This is a genomic window from Lentibacillus salinarum (genome assembly GCF_042679865.1).
GTDB classification, from domain to species: domain Bacteria; phylum Bacillota; class Bacilli; order Bacillales; family Amphibacillaceae; genus Lentibacillus; species Lentibacillus salinarum.
Genome location: NZ_JBHTNH010000001.1, coordinates 97522 through 118746, shown reverse-complemented (window position 1 = coordinate 118746; position 21225 = coordinate 97522). Strand labels below are relative to the sequence as shown.

The 21225-nt window shown below is 42.2% G+C and carries 22 protein-coding genes, 1 pseudogene and 1 other annotated feature; of the genes and pseudogenes, 12 read left to right on the top strand and 11 right to left on the bottom strand.

From position 1 onward, the window contains the following. The first annotated feature begins 225 nt into the window (after nt 1-225). Together ACFQ4A_RS00605 and ACFQ4A_RS00600 are read left to right on the top strand one after the other, a co-directional pair. Nucleotides 226-432 carry a hypothetical protein gene (locus ACFQ4A_RS00605; RefSeq protein ID WP_382396887.1) on the top strand — a complete coding sequence of 69 codons (207 nt, stop codon included), beginning with the start codon at nt 226-228 and terminating at the stop codon, nt 430-432. 144 nt (nt 433-576) lie between these two features. Further along, nucleotides 577-1338, top strand: a complete 762-nt coding sequence (locus ACFQ4A_RS00600) for a YjbA family protein (RefSeq protein ID WP_382396886.1) — start codon at nt 577-579, stop codon at nt 1336-1338. Between the two features lie 92 nt (nt 1339-1430). Here ACFQ4A_RS00600 and trpS read toward each other — a convergent pair whose 3' ends face one another. The 3 genes from trpS to ACFQ4A_RS00585 all read right to left on the bottom strand — a co-directional run bounded on the left by trpS (nt 1431) and on the right by ACFQ4A_RS00585 (nt 4037). Then, entirely contained in the window at nt 1431-2426 is a 996-nt protein-coding gene (gene trpS, locus ACFQ4A_RS00595; protein ID WP_382396885.1) for a tryptophan--tRNA ligase, read from the bottom strand. 56 nt (nt 2427-2482) lie between these two features. Then, nucleotides 2483-2660, bottom strand: a binding site (T-box leader). A gap of 251 nt (nt 2661-2911) precedes the next feature. Next, complete coding sequence (locus ACFQ4A_RS00590; RefSeq protein WP_382396884.1) at nt 2912-3127, bottom strand: hypothetical protein; 216 nt, start codon at nt 3125-3127, stop codon at nt 2912-2914. Between the two features lie 16 nt (nt 3128-3143). Continuing rightward, nucleotides 3144-4037, bottom strand: coding sequence for a DMT family transporter (locus tag ACFQ4A_RS00585; RefSeq protein WP_382396883.1), 894 nt, complete (start codon nt 4035-4037; stop codon nt 3144-3146). 284 nt (nt 4038-4321) lie between these two features. On the opposite strand from ACFQ4A_RS00585, the gene ACFQ4A_RS00580 reads away from it, so the two are divergent. The 4 genes from ACFQ4A_RS00580 (at nt 4322) to mecA (ending at nt 8140) form a co-directional block, all read left to right on the top strand. After that, on the top strand, nt 4322-5539 hold the full coding sequence (locus tag ACFQ4A_RS00580; RefSeq protein WP_382396882.1) for a putative glycoside hydrolase: 1218 nt from the start codon (nt 4322-4324) through the stop codon (nt 5537-5539). A gap of 294 nt (nt 5540-5833) precedes the next feature. Then, nucleotides 5834-6421, top strand: coding sequence for a GNAT family N-acetyltransferase (locus ACFQ4A_RS00575; RefSeq protein WP_382396881.1), 588 nt, complete (start codon nt 5834-5836; stop codon nt 6419-6421). Between the two features lie 268 nt (nt 6422-6689). After that, nucleotides 6690-7085 (top strand): transcriptional regulator SpxA, encoded by a 396-nt coding sequence (gene spxA, locus ACFQ4A_RS00570; RefSeq protein ID WP_382396880.1) that lies wholly within the window; start codon nt 6690-6692, stop codon nt 7083-7085. 356 nt (nt 7086-7441) lie between these two features. Beyond that, complete coding sequence (gene mecA, locus ACFQ4A_RS00565) at nt 7442-8140, top strand: adaptor protein MecA (RefSeq protein WP_382396879.1); 699 nt, start codon at nt 7442-7444, stop codon at nt 8138-8140. Nucleotides 8141-8370: 230 nt separating this feature from the next. Here the strand turns inward: mecA and ACFQ4A_RS00560 are convergent, their stop codons facing one another. Then, the gene (locus tag ACFQ4A_RS00560) at nt 8371-8850 is read right to left on the bottom strand and encodes a methylated-DNA--[protein]-cysteine S-methyltransferase (protein WP_382396878.1); all 480 of its coding nucleotides are present in this window, start codon (nt 8848-8850) and stop codon (nt 8371-8373) included. Then, nucleotides 8840-9079, bottom strand: coding sequence for a helix-turn-helix domain-containing protein (locus ACFQ4A_RS00555; RefSeq protein WP_382396914.1), 240 nt, complete (start codon nt 9077-9079; stop codon nt 8840-8842). The genes ACFQ4A_RS00560 and ACFQ4A_RS00555 overlap by 11 nt, the downstream gene beginning before the upstream one ends. A 57-nt stretch (nt 9080-9136) precedes the next feature. Between ACFQ4A_RS00555 and ACFQ4A_RS00550 the strand changes: the two are divergent. Further along, nucleotides 9137-10281 (top strand): annotated as a pseudogene (locus ACFQ4A_RS00550) (IS3 family transposase). A gap of 319 nt (nt 10282-10600) precedes the next feature. Here the strand turns inward: ACFQ4A_RS00550 and ACFQ4A_RS00545 are convergent. After that, the gene (locus tag ACFQ4A_RS00545) at nt 10601-10942 is read right to left on the bottom strand and encodes an Ada metal-binding domain-containing protein (protein ID WP_382396876.1); all 342 of its coding nucleotides are present in this window, start codon (nt 10940-10942) and stop codon (nt 10601-10603) included. A 445-nt stretch (nt 10943-11387) separates the two neighbouring features. Between ACFQ4A_RS00545 and ACFQ4A_RS00540 the strand changes: the two genes are divergently transcribed. Beyond that, nucleotides 11388-12578 (top strand): competence protein CoiA, encoded by a 1191-nt coding sequence (locus tag ACFQ4A_RS00540; protein ID WP_382396875.1) that lies wholly within the window; start codon nt 11388-11390, stop codon nt 12576-12578. Between the two features lie 81 nt (nt 12579-12659). Continuing rightward, nucleotides 12660-14474 (top strand): oligoendopeptidase F, encoded by a 1815-nt coding sequence (gene pepF / locus ACFQ4A_RS00535; RefSeq protein ID WP_382396874.1) that lies wholly within the window; start codon nt 12660-12662, stop codon nt 14472-14474. A gap of 55 nt (nt 14475-14529) precedes the next feature. Here pepF and ACFQ4A_RS00530 read toward each other — a convergent pair whose 3' ends face one another. The 4 genes from ACFQ4A_RS00530 to ACFQ4A_RS00515 form a co-directional block, all read right to left on the bottom strand. After that, on the bottom strand, nt 14530-14712 hold the full coding sequence (locus ACFQ4A_RS00530; protein WP_382396873.1) for a hypothetical protein: 183 nt from the start codon (nt 14710-14712) through the stop codon (nt 14530-14532). A gap of 316 nt (nt 14713-15028) precedes the next feature. Next, entirely contained in the window at nt 15029-15925 is an 897-nt protein-coding gene (locus ACFQ4A_RS00525; protein ID WP_382396872.1) for a ClpXP adapter SpxH family protein, read from the bottom strand. Nucleotides 15926-15949: 24 nt separating this feature from the next. Next, entirely contained in the window at nt 15950-16333 is a 384-nt protein-coding gene (locus ACFQ4A_RS00520; protein WP_382396871.1) for a globin domain-containing protein, read from the bottom strand. A gap of 80 nt (nt 16334-16413) precedes the next feature. Then, on the bottom strand, nt 16414-16986 hold the full coding sequence (locus ACFQ4A_RS00515) for a CYTH domain-containing protein (RefSeq protein WP_382396870.1): 573 nt from the start codon (nt 16984-16986) through the stop codon (nt 16414-16416). A gap of 198 nt (nt 16987-17184) precedes the next feature. Here ACFQ4A_RS00515 and ACFQ4A_RS00510 point away from each other — a divergent pair, with 198 nt between their 5' ends. From ACFQ4A_RS00510 to ACFQ4A_RS00500, 3 genes are read left to right on the top strand one after another with little or no spacing between them, the layout of a single operon-like run. Further along, nucleotides 17185-17790, top strand: coding sequence for a GTP pyrophosphokinase (locus ACFQ4A_RS00510; RefSeq protein ID WP_382396869.1), 606 nt, complete (start codon nt 17185-17187; stop codon nt 17788-17790). A 12-nt stretch (nt 17791-17802) separates the two neighbouring features. Then, nucleotides 17803-18612, top strand: coding sequence for an NAD kinase (locus ACFQ4A_RS00505; RefSeq protein WP_382396868.1), 810 nt, complete (start codon nt 17803-17805; stop codon nt 18610-18612). Between the two features lie 28 nt (nt 18613-18640). After that, complete coding sequence (locus ACFQ4A_RS00500; RefSeq protein WP_382396867.1) at nt 18641-19513, top strand: RluA family pseudouridine synthase; 873 nt, start codon at nt 18641-18643, stop codon at nt 19511-19513. Nucleotides 19514-19726: 213 nt separating this feature from the next. On the opposite strand, the gene ACFQ4A_RS00495 is transcribed toward ACFQ4A_RS00500, so the two are convergent. Then, on the bottom strand, nt 19727-20914 hold the full coding sequence (locus ACFQ4A_RS00495) for an FtsW/RodA/SpoVE family cell cycle protein (RefSeq protein WP_382396866.1): 1188 nt from the start codon (nt 20912-20914) through the stop codon (nt 19727-19729). Nucleotides 20915-21225: the final 311 nt, after the last annotated feature.

Sequence of the window (21225 nt, the reverse complement as noted above, 5' to 3'; positions counted from 1 at the left end):
ACGAAACACCGGGACTACCGGCGAAACGACCGTGAATATCGAGAGAAGTGGCCAGATACATACCAAATCTTGCCGAATAATGCGTGATGGCAGCTGAAATGATACGGGTTCAACTATAACCAGTACGCCCATCACCCCTTGTCAAAAATCGAGACAATTATCATGAATCACAGTCTCACGCATAAACTGTAATGAATGCAGTGGACAAGCCGAGGTGGGTGGGTAATGGTACTGATTTTTCTTTTTTTGACTGGGTTTGGACTGGCCGTATCAGGCGGTGTATCCATTATTGCCTATATGAACTTTTTGCCTGTCGGGGTTTCTTGGGGAGAGTACATTATTTTTATAGTAGGGCGGCCGGAATGCTACTTTTTCCCAACTGGTATCCTTTTGATGGCTGTGGCACTATTCCGTTATCCTAACAACCTTTAATTTTTGGTGAATCGAATAAATTTTTCCATGATGGTCATAATGTATTTTAAACACATTTCTTAAGATGCGTGTTCAAAAATGAGAATGTTATCACTGGAATTTTTGAACATTCTCTTTATGATTCATTCAAAGTGAGGGTTGAGTATGCTGTATTTACACGATGTCTGGGTGAACTGGTTTGAAGGTGAGGAAAACGGTTATAACGTCTGCTATTTTCATGAATGGCGAAAAAATGACGGCATTGAGCTGCTTGATCAGGTTCCATTGTTATACATAACAAAAGAGCTTTATGACTACATCGAAAATGACATGCACGACTTGCCGGAAGACATGATGGATCAAATTTATAAACGGTCTTATATCCGTAAAGGACAGAACCGTGATTCCCTTGATTTTGCGGCCGTGGTAACGGATGGTCAGGATATTTTGGCATTTGATACGATTGGCTACCAGATACCGGTGCGAAAAAGCCGGCTCATACCAAGGCAGGAACAGCTTGTCTTTGATATGATCAAGACGACCAAACCGGAATCGTTTGACTTTAACGGACGAACCGTGGAAAAAGAATATCATATTCTGTCAATGGAACCTGAGCTTATTCATGGTCTGACACGGCGAGAGCGGCAGTTGAAGCAGCTCCTGATGATTGCGCTGGATCAGCTGAGGACAGTCGACAATCTGGAGGAGCTCCGCTATTGGCTGACCGAATGGGATCCAAAGCAGTATCCATATATACGGTATATGGACAAAGAAACGGTATGGAATACACTGTACGAAGGCGTTAAACATGGCTGGGGACGGGCGCATGAGGATTTGTGTGTGAAAATGATTAAAGGCCAGCCGTTTCTTGAGAAGATGTGGGAAACGGAACAGAAACCCCAGCAGGATACATCAAACCTGAAGTAGTGGTGAACGCGGATTTTTTAGGGAAAAGCTAAAAATGATCATCCTATCATAAAAAAGGTGGCTCGGTTGATAAATCGAGCCACCTTTTACTGTTAGCGTTTTTTCTTGACCCGTCCGAGTCCCATGGCTTTTTTAGCTTTCCTCAGCATTTTATCTGCTTCAAAAGCAGCTTTATCTGCACCCGCATCCAAAATGTCATCCAGTGCTTCCGAATCAACGAGGTCATGATAGCGGTCCTGGATTGGTTTCAATACTTCAATCACCGCGTTGGCCACGTCTTGCTTGAACGCCCCGTAGCCTTTTCCTTCATAGAGTGCTTCCAATTCTTCAATTAACTGGCCGGAACAGCTGGCGTATATCGTCAGCAGGTTGGAGACGCCAGGCTTGTTCTCCTTATCATATTTGACGATGCCATCAGAGTCCGTGACAGCACTTTTGATTTTCTTTTCAATTCGTTTCGGTTCGTCGAGCATTGAAATAAAGGCTTTTTCATTTTCATCCGATTTGCTCATTTTTTTCGTCGGGTCTTGTAATGACATGATCCGTGCACCGACCTTAGGAATGCTGACTTCCGGAATGGTGAAAATGTCATTATACCGGTTATTAAACCGCTCCGCCAGATTGCGTGTCAGTTCAAGATGCTGCTTCTGATCTTCACCGACCGGCACGATGTCTGTTTTATATAACAAGATATCAGACGCCATGAGCGGCGGGTACGTTAACAAAGCTGATGAAACGGCTTCGTTTCCGGCTGATTTATCTTTGAACTGGGTCATCCGCTCCAGCTCACCAATGTAGCTGATGGACTGCAGCATCCAGCCCAGTTGTGTATGTGCCGCAACTTCGGATTGGATGAACAATGTTGATTTCTCCGGATCAATACCGGATGCCAGATACAAGGCTGCCAACGAGCGGATGTTATTTCTTAATTTCAGCCTGTCCTGTGGAACAGTGATGGCATGCTCATCAACAATACAAAAATAGCAATGATTGTCCTCCTGCAGCTCGGTAAAATGCTGAATCGCGCCGAGATAATTGCCAAGCGTTAATGTACCACTTGGCTGAATGCCTGAAAAAATCGTTTGCATAGTCGTTCACTCCCTCATTTTTTCACCAATAAAAAAGATCCATTTATCCCCATACAAAAAGGGACGAATGAACCGCGGTACCACCCTATTTATCACACGAAAAATGCATGATCACTTTTAAAACGAAGCTCCAAAGCCCAATTCCAATTCACCTTGTTGCCTGTTTCCACCAACCACAGGCTCTCTTTACATACCATTTGGTAAATTGTACTCCATCTTTATCATCGCTGAAAGTATTCATTTTGTTTCATTATATACAATTTATGAAACAGAAATCAAGTATCAGAGGCGTGTAGGAAAGGCCTCTATTCAGGAACATATACTGGGGTAAATAAGAACAAACCGCCATATCTCCCTTTCATGTAAAACATGGTAAAATAAAGCTAATAAATTTGGGTGAGAAGGAGGTAATAAAATGTATCAATATCGTGATGAGTGAAGGAAGTACGGATTATGGTGATAGAAATGAAAGAATAACACAAGTCCTATTTATCTTCCCGCAGAATATGATAATAGTTCCCATGGGTTGGTACTGTCCCGTTATAGATACAATGCTCTAGATATTCGCGTAAACGTAGATTCTGCTGGAACATTTGCTCATTCACTTCTGTTAAATAATGCAGTTTTGTTTCGGATGCCTCAGTCTGACTTTGAACGGATTCTTTTGGATTTTGCACTGGTGTATCCATTTCCGCCTGCATCATCAAATATTCCATGTTATTTACCAGAAACTGTTCGGTTATAGGGCTTCTTTCGTTGATAAGTCGAAAATATAACGCCACCCACAATAAATAAGGAACCTACTATCTCTGCACCTGTTATCGGTTTATATAGTAAGATGAATCCCATAATCATTGCTACAAAAGGCTCTAAATTCGATAATATGGATGCCTTTGACGCATCAACATAGCGAATGTTGTGATTCCAAATAAGTGTAGCTATCCCATGCACCACAATAGCTGTTCCGATTAAAAGGGCCCAATAAGATATATCAGCACTTATTCGTAAAGGATTGTCCAGTAAAAAAGCACACGGAATCGAGACAACGAAACCTACAATATTCGAATATAACGTAATGGTTAGTGGATCAATCCTTTGCGAGAGCACCCGCGTCATAAGGATCATGATGGCGAAGGTTACCATTGTTACAACAATCCATATAAGACCCTTTTCAATATGTAAGGATGTTAAACGGCCTTTTGTTACAACAAAATAAATTCCTATTATCGCAGCAATAGACCCCATCAGCATACGAACCGTTAATTTTTCTTTTAAAAAAATGGCTGCTAAAAAGCCAGTTAAAATAGGCGCCATTGCCAGAATTAAGGCAGATGTTGTCGGATCAGCTGTTTGTAATCCTTCAAAAAAAGACCATTGATTGATAAATACACCAATAATTCCCAGAAACAAAATCGCAAGCAAATCTACTTTATTTAACCGTTTTAACCGTTTTTTGAAAGACGATATGCCAATTAAAATGAGCACAATAAAGAAAAGCCTTAGTGATGTTAACAGGGTTGGGGAAAAATCCTGAACCAAAATTTTTCCAAACACGAAATTACTTCCCCATACCACGACACAAAAAGTTAGCCAAGCATACGTTTTCAACATACTTTATACGCTCCTATAACAAAATACCATTTTTCAATTTTAATCATAACGACTGGTCGTGTATATAAATTTGCCCGGATGAAACGATGATCATTAACGATAACCTGTGAATAACAAAGCCGATGCATGGTCGGTAATATTTGTAAATCGATGTTACATTTTGACATTCAGCTGATACCTTGCCTTTATAGCTATCGTTAGTTAAAAGATTTTTGTCATGTTGTTCTATTTATTGTCGATTTCCTTTATAATGGACTAAAAGGGAACGGGGAGAATGATAGATAATGACGAGAACAAACCTCATGATAACGGCTTCAGCAATACTCTTCCTCCTCATTATCGTTATACCGATCAGCACACATTCGACAAGTGGTGAGGAAACATTAAAGGTAAGTGCGCACACGGAGCGTCAGACAAACATATCCGAGGTCGATACAGATCAAAAGATGCAGCGTTTTACATATGACTCAGGACTGAATTTTGAATACCCGGACGCTGTCAGGGGGATATATGTGACAGGTCCCTCTGCAGGCGGTGAACGGTTTAATAAACTTGTCGATCTTGTCGAGACGTCTGATTTGAATGCGATGGTAGTCGATATTAAGGAGGATCATGGGAACTTAACGGTCAGTGTACCGGAAGATTCGCCATATAAAGATGCGGCTGTTGATTATATTGATAGTCCAAGGGAAATGCTGGAATACTTGGAAGAAAAAGGTATCTATCCGATTGCCAGAATCGTTGTGTTTAAAGACTCGGTGTTAGCTGAAAAAAATCCCGATCTATCGTTCAGGAAAAACGGAGAGGTTTGGACGAATAATAAAGGGGAATCGTTTGTCAATCCGTTTCAAAAAGAAGTATGGGAATACAATCTGGAAATAGCCAGACAGGCTGCTGAAATGGGCTTTCAGGAAATTCAGTTTGATTATGTGCGATTTCCAGAAGGATTTGAGAACCGAGATGACGAACTGAGCTACAGTCAAGGTGATTATAAAAATGAAGACATGAGCAACGTTAAACGGCGTGTTAAAGCAGTCAACGAATTTGTGGCGTACGCCAAAGACGAACTCGATTATTACGATGTGGATGTGGCTGTCGACATTTTCGGCTATACAGCGACGGTTGAAGAAGCCCCAGGTATCGGACAGAATTTTCCTGACATATCAAGTCACATTGACGTTATTTCATCCATGATTTATCCGAGTCACTGGACATCGTACTTTGACATTGATTTTCCGGATAAAGAACCTTACAAAACGGTGAAGCGATACGCTGAAGTCGAAAATAAAATCCTTGACCAGCTGGAGAACAGACCAGTCTCCAGGCCGTGGATACAGGATTTTGAAGCCCCATGGCTCTACAGCGGAGCGCCAACCGAATACGGCAAAGTAGAAGTAGAAGCACAAATCAAAGCGTTAAATGAAAACGGCATAAACGAGTTTTTAATTTGGAACGCCGGTAACACGTACACGGAAAATGTGGATTATACACCATTAGACTGAGATCCGAAGAGCTTATACGTCACCAAAACGTCTTGCAACGGGACGAGCATAAATGTATTCAGGCTGCGGGCTAAATACCAACAAACTTTGCGAAAAAAACCGCTGATTAAAAAGGTTATATAGCTTTATTTATAAAAACCGGGCTTTTCGGAATAAAACCCAGTTTTTTATACCATAATAAGTTCATATCATGCTAAACCAAGCAGTAAAGGGTATGACAGCAATTCACCCGATTTAACATAAGCACCTCCTGCCGTTATAATGGAAAAGACGACGAGACGAAGGAGTAGATGTATGAACTGGTATGAAAAGCTGAACAAGTATTTCCCTGTTGAAGAGATGAAATCCCGGAAGCATATGGAAATGCTGCTGCAGGAAAAGGGGGATGTTTATCACAAGGATGAAGGTCCATATCATGTGTTAATGTATGCTGAATTTGACACATTCCTCTTTATTGATTATGTTTGGGTTTCTACGCAATCAAGGGGGCAGGGTATCGGTCATCAATTAATTGAAAAGCTTAAAAAGCGTGACAAACCGATTATCTTGGAAGTGGAACCTGTCGATTATGATGACACAGATTCCGAAAAACGACTGCATTTTTACAGGCGGGAAGGATTCAACCATGCGCAATACATTGATTATAACCGCCGCTCACTGGCCACAAACGAAACAACCCCAATGGAAATATTGTACTGGACACCGTACGATGAATCAGAAGAGACGATTTATGAGAAAATGAAAAAAATGTATGAGACCATTCATACGTACAAAGATGAGGAAATTTACGGTGAAGCCTACCAGCCGGTTGATGAAGTGCTGACTTATGATGAAGATCGCCATTCCCATGACATATTTGACAATTTGACAGAAAAAGCTTAGACGGATCATATGATGGCCTCTTGGTTTTCGCAGGAGGCTCTTATTTTTCAATCAAAGGGTTTATTTAAAAATGAATTGGGGTACGTTACAACTAAATGAGAACATTTTATGAACAGAAATACTTTTTGCCAAATTTTTTAATAAATCCTCTACCTTTTGATTGACAACTATAGTATAATTATACATATAAGTTATTTAAACTTATTTTAATTTAATAATAAGTTGTTCATGAAGTGTTTATATATTCTAAATTGAGGAGTGATGTTACGTGGTAACACTTTATACCTCACCGAGCTGTACATCATGTAGAAAAGCAAAAGCGTGGCTGGAGGAACATGATATACCGTTTATAGAACGTAACATATTTTCTGAGCCATTGACACTTGATGAGATTAAGGAAATATTGCGTATGACTGAAGACGGTACTGATGAGATTATATCAACCCGCTCGAAGGTGTTTCAAAAGCTGGATATTAATATCGACCAAATGCCGATGAAAGATTTATTCGATTTGATCCAGCAAAACCCGGGTCTTTTGCGCAGACCGATTATCCTTGATGAAAAACGGCTTCAGGTCGGATACAATGAAGATGAAATCCGCCGATTCCTGCCAAGGACGGTGCGGACCTTTCAGCTTCGTGAAGCACAACGGCTGGTTAACTGATTTCACAGCTGTACAGCAAAATTTAAAAACGCAGATCGTTCAAAATTAGATCTGCGTTTTTTCGTTAAACAGTTCGGGTTGAACACTTTACCACGGTGGCATCCAGAAGCTGAAAAATAAATTGACAACAACTAGTGACAAGATAAAAAAAATCGTTTAAAATATGAAATTAACCCTGTATATAGGCATATAAATTTTCAAACAGGGTGTTGCTATCATACAATAAAGTAAAGGGTAATAAATGGTTATACGTGTCCTATAACCAGCCATGAATGACAATTCAGATTATTTGACTCTTCCACCATGGGTTTGACCAATGAAAGTCATGATTCTTTATAAGAAGGGAGAGAAGCAGGATGGAAATAGAACGGATTAATGAAAATACGGTTAAGTTTTACGTCACGTATGTTGATATTGAAGATCGCGGTTTCCACCGTGAAGAAATCTGGTATAACCGTGAGCGGGGAGAACAATTATTCTGGCAAATGATGGAGGAGCTTAATTATAAAGAAGACTTTAATGTTGATGGTCCGTTATGGATTCAAGTGCAGGCGATGGATAAAGGCCTGGAAATCATTGTTACAAAAGCACAAATTTCCAAAGACGGTGAAAATATTGAGCTCCCGGATGAGAATGGCAAAACAGTAGACATTTCAGTCGATGAAAAAATAGAGGACGTCTTGGATCATAAGTTTGGCGCTAAACAAGCAGACAACACTGAAAAAGACAATGAAGACGAAGACGGCAATCTCTCATTGATTGTCTGTTTCAGCGATTTTGAAGATGTTATTCAGCTGAGTCACTATTTCAGGGGCCACGATGATGAAGTGGATAACATGCTTTTCCATTATCAGGATGACTATTACTTGTATATTGTATTTCCACAGGAAGATGATGACAGACAGGAAGATCTGCTCAGTCAAATATTCGAATTTGGAATGGACACGGATGTAACCATTCACTTTCTTGAAGAATATGGCAAACAAATATTTGCAGCCGATACATTTGGGCAAATTCGCACCCATTTTCCGGCAGCGATCGGACGCTCTGAATAAAAAGAGTGTCTTTTTTTTATAACGGGTTCCGTTACCTATCGCAAAACTCTAAATTGCATACTAAATTGTAGGAAAAAATGTATATTAAATTGCACCGCTAAATGCGGTGCTTTTTGTATAAAAAAACTCAGTTCAATTAGAACTGAGCCATAAATAAAATTTGCTTTTTAGTTTCTTTCTTCAACAATCGCGCCCTATCACGGAAGATTGTTTGTTTTCCTGTGAGGTATTTAAATAATGACACCTTCAATATGAAGTAATTGCTTTTTCATTTCTATATCTCCAGCGTATCCAGTTAGACTTTTACGTTTTCCAATAACCCGGTGACAAGGAAATATAATCGGCAACGGATTCTTACTGTTTGCATGACCTACGGCTCGAATAGCTTGCGGTCGTCCAATAGAACTGGCCACTTCTGAATAAGATTTTGTTTCCCCATAAGGAATAGCTTGCAATGCTTCCCATGACTGCTTTTGAAATGATGTCCCCTCAAGTTCAAATGGTAAATCAAAATCCTTCCGTTCCCCACCAAGATATTCTTGAAATTGTTTTCGAATAGGTTTTCCTAACTCAGAGCTTTTTTTAACAGCGTTATTTTCAAAAAAAGTTAACCAATGATGATCGGTTAAAAATATGCGCACGAGCGCTCCATTTTTTCTTAAAACAAATCTTAAAAGCCCAATATCTGTTTGACATTCGTCATAGATCATAGTTGAAATCCTTTCTATACTCCTGAGGTGTATACTGTGTTTGCTTTTGAAAAGCATGATAAAAACTTGATGCGCTTTGAAAACCTACTTCATAACAAATATCAATAATTGATAGATCAGTGGTTTTCAAAAGATGAACAGCCTTACGTACACGTATATTCTCTAAATAGGAGCGTGGTGTTCTTGATGTATTTTCTTTAAAAAGACGCCCTAAATAATAGGGGCTTATATAATGTATCCGTAGGTTTGGACACTAAAAATGAAAAAATAAGATAATACTAATGCTATGAGTAAAAAACGAAAAAGATATAGTGCAGCAGAAAAGGCAAAGGTTGTTTTAGAAATATTAAGGGAAGAAAGCACCCTTAATGAAATCGCTCAAAAATATGAAGTAAGTCCACAACTCATCAGCAGATGGAAGACAGAGTTTTTGAACAATATGCCTGTGGTGTTTGATAAAAAGTCCACGGAAATGGAACAGCTGAAGCAGGAACACGAGGCAGAAAAGGAGGAATTGATTAATCAGATTGGCCAGCTAACCGTAGATATGAATTGGCTTAAAAAAAAACAACAACAGGTCTCGGATTGGAGGAGAAAAAATCATTAATAGACTTTGACAGTAAGGAATTAACAGTTAAGCATCAGTGTAAACTATTGAATCTGTCCAGGTCAACTGCTTACTATGAAATCAAGGTATATCGGCCAAGCCAGGAGGAAATTGACATCAAAAATGCCATTGATCGTATACACTTTGATGAACCTGCATACGGCTGTCGCCGAATCAAAGGTGAGCTGGAAGACTTAGGTTTTACCAATACAGGAATCAAGCGAACACGTCGTTATATGCGGGAGATGGGTGTCATCGCCTTTTATCCGGGTCCGAATCTGAGCAAACGGGATTTAGAGGCACGAACGTATCCCTACCTGCTTCGGGGTGTAGGCATTACCTATCGAAATCAGGTTTGGGGAATCGACATTACGTACTGCGGCACACCAACAGGTTTCATGTACCTTGTAGTGATTATTGACTGGTTTTCAAGATTCGTTGTGGGGTGGTCTTTAAGCAATACGATGCAGACTGATTTTATTATTCGTACGGTGAAGGAGGCTATTCAAAAGTACGGGCTGCCCGAGATCATTAACAGCGATCAAGGGAGTCAATTCACATCAAAGGATTATACTGAATGCATCAAAAGCTATGAATCCATAAAAATCAGCATGGATGGGCGAGGACGCGCTAAGGATAATGCCAGAACAGAGAGATTTTTTCGAAGCTATAAATGGGAAAGACTTTATTTACTATCCCCGGAGACAGTATTGGAATTAAAGCAAATGACGAGGCTTTACATGCATCATTACAACTGGAAACGCAGACATCAAGCTCTAGGAGATAAGATACCGGCCAGTATCTATTTGGGAAGGCACGCTTAACCACAGCGAAGCTGCTTGCCCTTGACCGCTGTGCCACTCCTTAGTGATCGCTGAAAGGGGTCGGGGCCCCATCAGCGGAACTTAGGAAGTGATTGTCCATGGTACGCTCGCTGTGCGGATAGGAGCCCTAAAGGCTTAATTTTTCCCATCCGCCATAAGAACAGTACCATGGACACAAACGAGGTCAAGGGTGGTGGAACCCAGGAAATCCTCTAAAACGGGAGAAAACTCGTCGTAATGCGGCCGGGTGGAATTAGACTTTTTAAAAAGGAGGCTTTATCTTAAATAATCGATTTTTGTGTCTTGACAAGTGGGCACATTACATTATGCCGATGTTTTGTGCTATTTGATTCAATGTAAGATTTTCCGTATAATGCCCTTGAATATATGTCTTTGTGTCATTAATGATATCCATTTTGGGATCAAAATGCATCATATCCGGTTGGCATCTTTTGCAGGGACGAAAACCTGCTCGTTTTGCTTCTTCTGATGTTTGAAAAAAGGTGATATTTTCTTTATTGGGGATTCTCGACTTACAAGAGGGGCGACAAAAAATTCCTGTTGTTTTCACCGCATAGAAAAACAAGCCGTCATAAGAATAGTCACATCTGTTAGCGATTTTTACCATTTCGTTGAAAGAAAACTCTGCATGAACCACCATCTATTTCAACTCCTGTCTTTTCATTATTTTAACGCCTTTTATAACAAAAGAACATGTGTAATTTGTAGGTAAAAATGTAAGCATACAATAGTTATTGTACCCTAACAAAATAGCCTAGAAATCTCTATGCAAATTGGATTTTGTGTCAAAACAACAAACTTTTAGAAAACAGCCTTTTTTTAAAGAGATAAGAAATTAGAAAACTCCGTACGCTGTTTGTAATACCGAAATCGGCTAACTCCCAAATTTCTTCCAAACGGACTTCTGACCTTTAGCCTCTGAAAAGACGAGACGGCAGCCGAGTTTTTCTGTGGCAAAAATCTTATATGACGGCAGCGGGGTTCTTTGCCAGGGGCGCTTTTCACGGAAAGATAAAGTCATTTTTTCATTTCTTGCAGGATTTTGGCTACCTCTGTCGAATAGTGATTTATGGAGGTGTTTTGATATGCTGCAAGCGAAAACTGAATATGGAAAAATCGTAACGCTGGCGTCTTTGACCAGGAGAGAAATCGCCTTCCTGAAGAAAGAAACGCAATTTTTCTGTCCGGCATGCCGGGAACGAGTAATTGCCAGGGCAGGCCCCAAAACAGTGCCGCATTTTGCCCACAACGCCAAAAGCCATTGTCCGTCGCAGGAAGGCGGTGAAGGCGCCTATCATGAGAAAGGAAAACTGCTGTTATACAGGTGGTTGCAGAGTCAGCAACTGGATGTCCAGCTGGAGACGTTCTTGCCGGCAATCGGTCAACGCCCTGATATACTCCTCAAACTACACGGTAAGACGATTGCGATTGAATATCAATGTGCAAGAATCCCACCGGAACAAATCATCAGGCGGAATCAAGGTTATCACAGTCAGGGAATTGTTCCGATTTGGATTTTGGGTGCAAACCGGTTTAACCGCCGTAACCGGAATCAGGTAAGAATTGATCAGTTTCAGCTTCATTTCATGCATCAGTTTTCTTCAGATTTTCCACTAACGTTATACTACTTTTGCCCGGAAACCCTTCGCTTTATTTTATTCCAGGATTTTTATTTCACAACTGCCCAACAAGCAACAGGCAAGCTGTTCATTAAAAAATTGACCGACATGATCATGACTGATTTGTTTCAAAGGTCATGGTTTAACCAGCAACAGCTGTGCCAAATCTGGAAACAGGAAAAACGGTCGTTCCGCCTGAGATCGTCCGGACATGTCTATGGGCGTGAACTGGCATGGCAGCAGTGGCTGTATGTCAACCGTACTCACAGGGAAACGCTTCCTTCCATGGTCTATCTGCCTGTTGCGTCTCAATACAGAATGAACACACCACCGTGGGACTGGCAGAGCCGTTTATGCCTTGAAGTAATTGCCCCATTGACGAACGGTGAGACATTCAGTCTGCAGCGCTGCATGCATGTTTTACGTTCTCATCTGCGTAACCCGCGATTATTCCCTCTTGTTAAGTCATTTGCTAATCCGGTGTATCAGTATCTTTACTTGTTGGAACGCATGCAGGTGATCCGTGAAGTCTCCCCAAAAGCCTTTGCCAAACAAACCGCAATTCCCAGTTATCAGCATCTCGAAGCAGCATTGAACGGGGATAACGAGCTGATGAATCAGTTGATAAAGCAGAATATAGGCATGAATCATCTGTAATTCGTTATACTAAATAAAGGAAGGATTTTTGCACTGATACCTCGAATAAATGGATATCAGGAATTGTAAGGAGGATATAGCATGGCAAAAGCAGCAAAGGAATTACCGAAAAGAAGTGACATTCCGGAAGAACGGAAATGGAAGCTGGAAGATATTTTTGCAACTGATGAAGAGTGGGAAGCGGAACTTAAGGCTTTACAGAATGATTTGCCCTCAATGACGACATTTCAGGGGAAAATCGCTGATTCAGCACAAAACCTGTTTGATGTGCTTAAGCTGCAGGATCAACTGTCGGAGCGGCTGGGAAAATTGTTTACATATGCCCACATGCGTAGTGATCAGGATACAACCAATTCGACGTACCAGGCGATGGATGCCAAAGCGGAAAATGTGCTGACACTGGCTTCTAGTTCGATGAGTTTTATCGTACCGGAAATTTTGGCGATGAATGAGGCGAAATTGAACGAATTTCTGGACGAAAAAGAAGAATTGAAACACTATGAACACGTTCTGGATGAAATCAGCCGTCAGCGTCCACACGTATTGAGTGAAAAAGAGGAAGCACTTCTGGCGGAAGCGTCCGAACCGATGTCAAGTGCATCTAATAGTTTCAGTATGCTGAACAACGCTGATTTGACGTTTCCGTCGATCAAAAATGCGGATGGGGAAGAGGTCGACTTAACGCATGGTCGCTATATTGGTTTCCTGGAATCGAAGGATCGCGATGTCCGGCAATCAGCCTTTACAGCGATGTACGATACGTATGGTAAATTCATCAATACGTTTGCTTCCACACTGGCTGGTACGGTAAAAGCGAATAATTTCAATGCGAAAGTGCGTCACTATGATTCTGCACGCCAGGCGGCACTGGACAGTAACAATATTCCGGAACAGGTTTACGATAATCTGGTTGAATCTGTAAACGAGCGGCTGCCGTTGCTGCATCGCTATGTGCGTTTGCGCAAGCAAGTACTCGGTCTTGATGAATTGCACATGTATGATATTTATACACCGCTTGTCAAGGATGCTGATATGACCTTTTCGTATGAAGAGGCACAGAAATATGTCCTCGAAGGCTTGAAACCGCTGGGTGATGACTATGTCAATATCCTGAAAGAAGGGTTTAACAGCCGCTGGATCGACGTGGAAGAAAGCAAAGGCAAACGGAGCGGCGCGTACTCCTCCGGGGCATATGGCACCCACCCGTATATTTTGCTGAACTGGCAGGATAAATTGAACGACCTATTCACGCTGGCACATGAACTTGGCCATTCCCTGCACAGTTATTACACTAGAAAGAACCAACCGTTCCGCTATGGCAATTATTCCATTTTCGTAGCCGAGGTCGCCTCGACAACGAATGAAGCATTGCTGAATGACCACTTATTAAACAAGGCTGAAGATGAAAAAGAGAAACTTTATTTGCTCAATCATTTTCTGGAAGGCTTCAGGGGAACGGTTTTCCGCCAGACAATGTTTGCTGAGTTTGAACATGAGATTCATCAACGCGCGCAAAATGGGGAAGCCCTGACCGCTGAAAATTTAACAGCTATTTATCATGAGTTGAACAAAAAGTATTACGGGGACGATGTTGTTTCAGATGAGGCGATCGGCAAGGAATGGGCGCGCATTCCGCATTTCTACATGAATTATTATGTTTATCAGTATGCAACGGGCTACTCGGCTGCCACAACACTGGCGAATAAGATTCTAAGCGGAGAAGAAGGCGCTGTTGACCGCTACTTAGACTATCTGAAAGCTGGAAGTAGTGATTATCCGATTGAAGTGCTGAAGAAAGCCGGGGTTGATATGACATCGAAAGACCCGATCATGTCCGCGCTCGATGTATTTGAGGAAAAACTCAATGAAATGGAAGCATTGTTATTGAAAAACTAAACCAAAAAGCTGTCACCGGCATTGAACGGTGACAGCTTTTTGGTAGGATTCATTGTTATCCCCGCATTCCTCCCCGGTAAACACGCCGATGGGTGAATGAAAAAATGGTTAAGTAAATCGAGATAAACAGCAATGGTAATGTAATGTACAGCGGGATTAACCGCATCAGCCCGAGTAAGTTCAAAAACGCTGCAATCAACGTTATGATGAGAAAAATAAACGGCAAGAGTTCCCTCATGATATCCGCTCCCATTGCTAATTTCCCAAACCTTGACACTCTGTTAAATAGTATGTGACAAACGTGTGAAATAGAAGTGTGACATTTTTGTGAAAGAGTGAACACGATAATTGATAAAATCAGGGGTCACTGGTATCATTAAAAATGTGAGATGAGTCACAAACAAAAACCCCTTTGTTTTTGATCATGAAACTTTCTCCCATCCCCCTTTGTTAATACAGAGACGGAGAATAACAGGATGTACGCTGCCCCGTACATCCTGTTTTTTTTAGCCGAATTTAAAAACGCTCAAGAGTTGATGTTCATACTCTGAGCGTCATTCGGCAACGTATTTCCAGAACGTTCCACACTTCACAGGGATTTTTTCCACTGTCTGCTGGAGTTTCAACTTTTTCATTTCCTTATCCGTTTTTGCCGGGGACCAGTCATAGACAACCGATACTTCTTTACTTCCCACCACTTGATAATATTCGACAAAACTTTCCAGTGGCGGTTTGCTCGAAGGAACCGGGTCTTTCTGCAAAATCTGTTTCAGGATCTGGACGTAAATATCATACGGATAGAGTCCCGATACTTTGATACCCTGCTCATCGGTCCGTTGATTAAAAAAGACAATGGTCGGAATATAGTCTACTTCCATTTCCCTTGTCAGCTTCAGATCAGACTGGAAGGCCTTCCTAGCCGATGACGAGTTTAGGTCACCGGCAAATTCATCGATATCTAAACTGGCTTCTTCGGCACACTTTTTCAGTACGGATACATCCGAAATATCCTGTTTATTGAGAAAGGCATTCTCCTGTATTTTTCGCAAGAAGGTTTTGCCGGCTTTTTTGCCTTGAAGCTCAGCTGCTTTTACAGCAATGGACGCAACCCAGGGCGATGAAATATTATTTTCTGTCCATAAGTCACCATCACAGGGCATCCCTGTTCTGGAGGCTGTTTTTTCCCATATTTGCTTTAATTGTTTCGGTTTATCAAAGATATCTTTATTCAATGAATTCAGCTGACCGCTGACAATCGGTTGTAATGTGAAAAAACGGCCATATTCAATGGACAGCTTTTTTAAATAAGGTTCAAGTGACCAACATTCCGGGCATAACGGATCAATAAAGACATATATCTCGACGGGTTTCTGAACAAAATCGACATAGCTATATTTTGACGATGTGTTTGTGTTATAGGAGCCTGGCAGCTCTTGCTGATTCCAACGCACATCGATTCTCCTTTCCGGCACGTACTATTGATCAGGTGTGTTCATCATATGGTGAGCAGTCATAGTCAGTTTTTCAAATATAGCTGTACGGTACGGTTCTTCTATTTTTGTTTCATCAAGGGCCTGGTCCATACATTCCAACCACGCATCTCGCCGCTCCGGTGTGATTTCGAATGGTAAATGACGCCGGCGCATCATGGGGTGCCCGCGGTCTTCGACATACCATTTTGGCCCTCCGAAAAACATTGTCAGAAACAGCCGCTGTTTTCGCGCTGTTTCCGTTAAATCTTCCGGGAAAATCGGAATCAGTTTGGGGTGATTGCCGACGCGTCTATAAAAAGCTGTCACTAACCTGTCAATCGTGTCGAAACCCCCAATTGCTTCATATATCGTTCCGGGTTGTTTCATTTGTATTGACTCCCAGTATATTTGTATATAGTTTAGCAACGTCACATGCCCATAGCAACTAATCTGATTAGACGTTTGTGTCAATGGCGGGGCAGAGCGGCGAAAAAACGCTGGATCTTGTTAGGTGTCTTACGTTTTCGAATGTTAAAATCCACCAAGATCGCGTTAATGGCTTGACGTCCGTCAGCTTCGGATGTTGCCTCGATTTCCAGCTCATAGTCAGTTATACCGTGATAATGACTCTCGTCCAATACATACAGCACATGATTGCCGTGAAATTCTCGCCGTTTTGTTGTCAGGCTTCCAAAATAAATGAAATCGCGGCTGGAGATCCCTTTTTCGGCAAGTCGCTTGACGACACGTTTTCCGGCTGTTTTGTTTCCGTTCAGCCATTGATTGGCTTCCTGTTGTGTCAACGGATCATGCGTTTCCAATAAGCCATCAGGATGGGGTTCTTTCAACGTTAAGGTAAATGCATCGTTTTTTTCCCTAATTCTGAGGGCACTGCCCAGACCTTGCAGGGTAAAATCAGCTGTTTCAAAATAATGGTTCGTCTGTATCTGGGGTGTATGCGGGAACGATAATTCCGTTAGAAGGCGATCAAACTCTTCCTGTCCTAACAAATTTTTATATTCGATTTCAATTTCCTGCACATGTCATTCCTCCATTGACTGACTTAAATCTCAACGACGCTACAGACGCACCTCCGAATTTTTAACCAAAGGCCCCAATCTGTTAGAAAACAACCTGAGGTTATTATGGGGAATAACGCACAATTATGCAAAGAATAGCTGTTGGGTATGTTATGATAAAATGGAAGAATGAGACGAGATTGACAGGTGGTGTGAACAATGAACTGGGATGCCATTCTTGCGCCCTATGCCCAGGCAGTGGAAGAATTAAAGATAAAATTAAAAGGAATCCGAAAACAGTTTGAATATGAATCGAAACATTCACCGATTGAATTTATAACCGGCCGTGTTAAGCCGGTTTCAAGCATTCTGGAAAAAGCTGAAGCCAGACGGATACCGCTCGACCGGATTGAAGAACTGCAGGATATAGCCGGCGTTCGTGTGGTATGCCCGTTTGTTGATGATATTTATACGATTGTGAAGATGATTCGCTCACGTGAAGATTTGCAAATTAGCGATGAAAAGGATTATATAGCGCATAAGAAGGAAAGTGGTTATCGGTCCTATCATATGATTATTGAGTATCCTGTCGAGACAATCCAGGGTGTCAAAATGGTCATTGCCGAAATCCAGATTCGTACATTGGCCATGAATTTTTGGGCGACGAATGAACACTCACTGAACTATAAATATAAAGGGAACATCCCGTCTGATATCAAATCCAGGCTGCAGCGTGCGGCTGAGGCAGCTTTTAAACTTGACGAAGAAATGTCCATCATTAAAAATGAAGTACAGGAAGCCAAACGGCTATTTCACCGGAAATAAGGAGGACGGACATTGAAGTTTGCGATAGTATCAAAAGGTGATGAACGATCCAATAAAATACAGGCGACGATGAAGCAATATTTAACGGACTTCGATCTGGAATATGATGAAGCAAACCCCGATTTGGTCATTTCCATTGGCGGTGACGGAACATTTCTGGAGGCGTTTCATCAATATATCGACTCGCTCGATTCTACATCGTTTATCGGCGTTCATACCGGACACTTGGGCTTTTATGCCGACTGGACGCCTGACGAAGTGGAAAAACTGATCATCGAAATCGCGAAAACACCTTTCCAGGTTGTCGAATACCCGCTGCTTGAAGTGACCATACGCGATCATGACGGCGGCGAAGAAAACCGCTTTCTTGCTTTAAACGAGACAACGATTAAAACAGGGGAGGGATCGGTTGTTTTTGACGTGGAAATTAAAGGGTCCCATTTTGAAACCTTCCGTGGTGACGGCTTATGCATTTCCACGCCATCCGGCAGTACAGCGTACAATAAAGCATTGGGGGGCGGGATAATCCACCCGTCACTTGAAGCGATTCAACTGACTGAAATGGCCTCGATCAATAATCGGGTATTCCGGACGATCGGTTCACCGCTCATTTTGCCCAAGCATCATACATGTATGCTGAAACCGCTCGGCAGCAAAAAAACGTTTCTCATAGCGATTGATCATTTTACAAAGAATTATGCCGGAGTTAAATCTATCCAGTGCCGGGTTGCCAAGGAACGGGTGCGCTTTGCGCGGTTCAGACCTTTTCCATTCTGGGACCGGGTCCGCGATTCCTTTGTCGCTGATGATGATGATGTTTAAATTGAAGCTTTAAGGACGGTGCTGCAGCTTGAACTGGACAATAGCCAAACAGCATGAGGGCTTGTTGGTACGGAAATATTTACAGCAAGAGCATAAATTTTCGAAACGGTTGATCAAACATGTGATCCACGGCGGCGGGACCATACGAGTAAACGGGTCGGAGGCAACAGCGGTGTGTAAGCTGACAGCCGGGGATGTGCTCACTGTCACGTTTCCCGAAGAGAAAAAAGGTGCCATGATGACACCGGAAAAAATACCACTGGACATTGTGTATGAAGATGATGCGGTTCTCGTCATCAACAAACCTCCGGGACGGGCAACCATCCCATCTTACATCCACGCCTCCGGAACCATCGCCAATGGCGTTTTGGCCCATTATGAAGAACAGGGGCTCCCTTATACATTCCATATCGTTACCAGGCTTGACCGGAACACATCCGGTATCATGCTGGTGGCCAAACATCGCTGGAGCCATTCGATGTTATCGGAAGCGCAAAAAAGTGGAAAAATAGAACGTGCTTATGATGCGGTTGTCCAAGGCCGCTTGCAACCACAAAAAGGAACCATCAACGCACCAATCGGACGCAAAGATGGTTCGATCATTGAACGGACAGTCAGAAATGATGGAAAAAACGCCATAACGCACTATACCGTTTTAACGGAAACGGCTGAGCATACACGCGTTCACGTCAGGCTGGAAACGGGCCGGACCCATCAGATCAGGGTGCACTTTTCCCATATTGGCCATCCCTTGGCCGGTGATGACTTGTATGGTGGGTCCATTTCCACCATCAGCCGGCAGGCATTGCACTGCCATCACGTATCGTTTGAACATCCGATGACAGGGGAGAGGATGACGTTTACGGCTGACTTACCTGATGATCTTAAGCATATCTTATAAGAAAAAACGCTGACGCGTCTTTTCAGATGCCAGAGGTCAGAAGTCGGATTGGAAGAAATCGGCGAGTTAGCCGATTTCGACATTGAAAATATCGTCCAAAATTTTGGTGAACAGCCAAATTTTATACTTCTTATCTTTTAAAAAAGGCTCTGCCGGCGTTTGTCTCACGACAGCCAGGAGAGCCTGTAATTTCTTAGGTAACACGCATGTTTTTCACGTTTTCCACTTCGTTTCAAACATATATTCTTTGGTTCTGGAATGAACATTAAGCACAATCCCAATGGCCAACATATACGTCAGGGTTGAACTTCCACCATAGCTCAAAAATGGAAGCGGAAGACCGGTGATGGGCAAAAGTTGTATGGACATGCCGATATTCTGGAAAATCTGATAAGCAAACATGCCGATGATTCCGGTTACCAGGTAGCTTCCATAATCATCGTTACTCTGAATGGCGATGTAAATCAGCCGGTAAACCAGCAGGAAAAACAATGTGACAACAATACTTGATCCAATGAAACCGAATTGTTCAGCAATGGCCGTAAAGATCATGTCGGTATGCCGTTCCGGGATATACACTTCCATGTCGCTGATACCTTTTCCGAACAGCTGCCCCGAGCCAATGGCAAGCATGGCGGTCAGCAGCTGATAGCCGTTATCAGTGTCCTCATTCGGGTTTAACCAGCCGGTAAATCTGCCGGCAACGTGGTTGAGACCGGATTTATCAAGAAACATGGCGACTTGGTCGGGAAAAAAATACCACGTATAAACAAATAGAAGCACTGCAACCAGGCCGGTGAAAAGAATGGTAAAAAGAATGCGCCATCTTATCCCTGATATGAGAATCATGCTGCCTGTAATCGCAGCCAGTACAAGGAATCCGCCCAGATCTGGCTGGGTTACCAAGAAAAACATGGGAGGAAGCGATAGGCCTATGATTTTGGCAAGCAATCCAAGATCACGCTTAATGGTTTTATCAACATATTTGGCATTATGTCTCACAATCACATGGGCAATTGTCAGGACAAGAATGACTTTGATAAACTCACCGGGCTGAATCGTGCCAATGACCGGAAATTGAAACCAGCTCACAGCACCGTTTGCCTCATGTACAATTCCCGGGGGAAACCCGACAAAAAGCATCGACAATGACACGATACCAATTCCGTATAAGAACCAGGTCATTTGATGGAACCGGTCATAATCAATCAGCATGACGGCGGTAATAAGAATGCCGCCGCCGATAAACCACATGGTTTGCCGTAGCCAAAAATGTGAACCATCATATTTAGCCGGCAATGACGGTTCGATAACATTGAGCGTGAAAACACTTGCCAGACACAGTAGTATGAGAATCATTAATAATGAATAATCGATATTAAATGTTGTACGATTTTGCATGATTTAACCTTACTTTCCATACAGTCTTGTTGTTTCCATCGTCTGTTACTCGATCTTAGTTGAAAATGACATCGCATACTTACGACTTTTTGAAACATCTATTTTAGGGAATCATAGATTAATGACATATAAGTACGTGTTCAAAAAGGAGGATAAAAAGGACCGGCAGGTTAAGTTCGCGACGACAATCGCTAACGCCTGCACTAGCACGTCCTGTGCGTCGAAAGTTCGAGGCGGCGCCGTTTCGAGCACAAGAAAAGCTTCACTGAAATCGCATCGCACGCAGGAAAAGTGGTTTTCTTTTCCAAGGA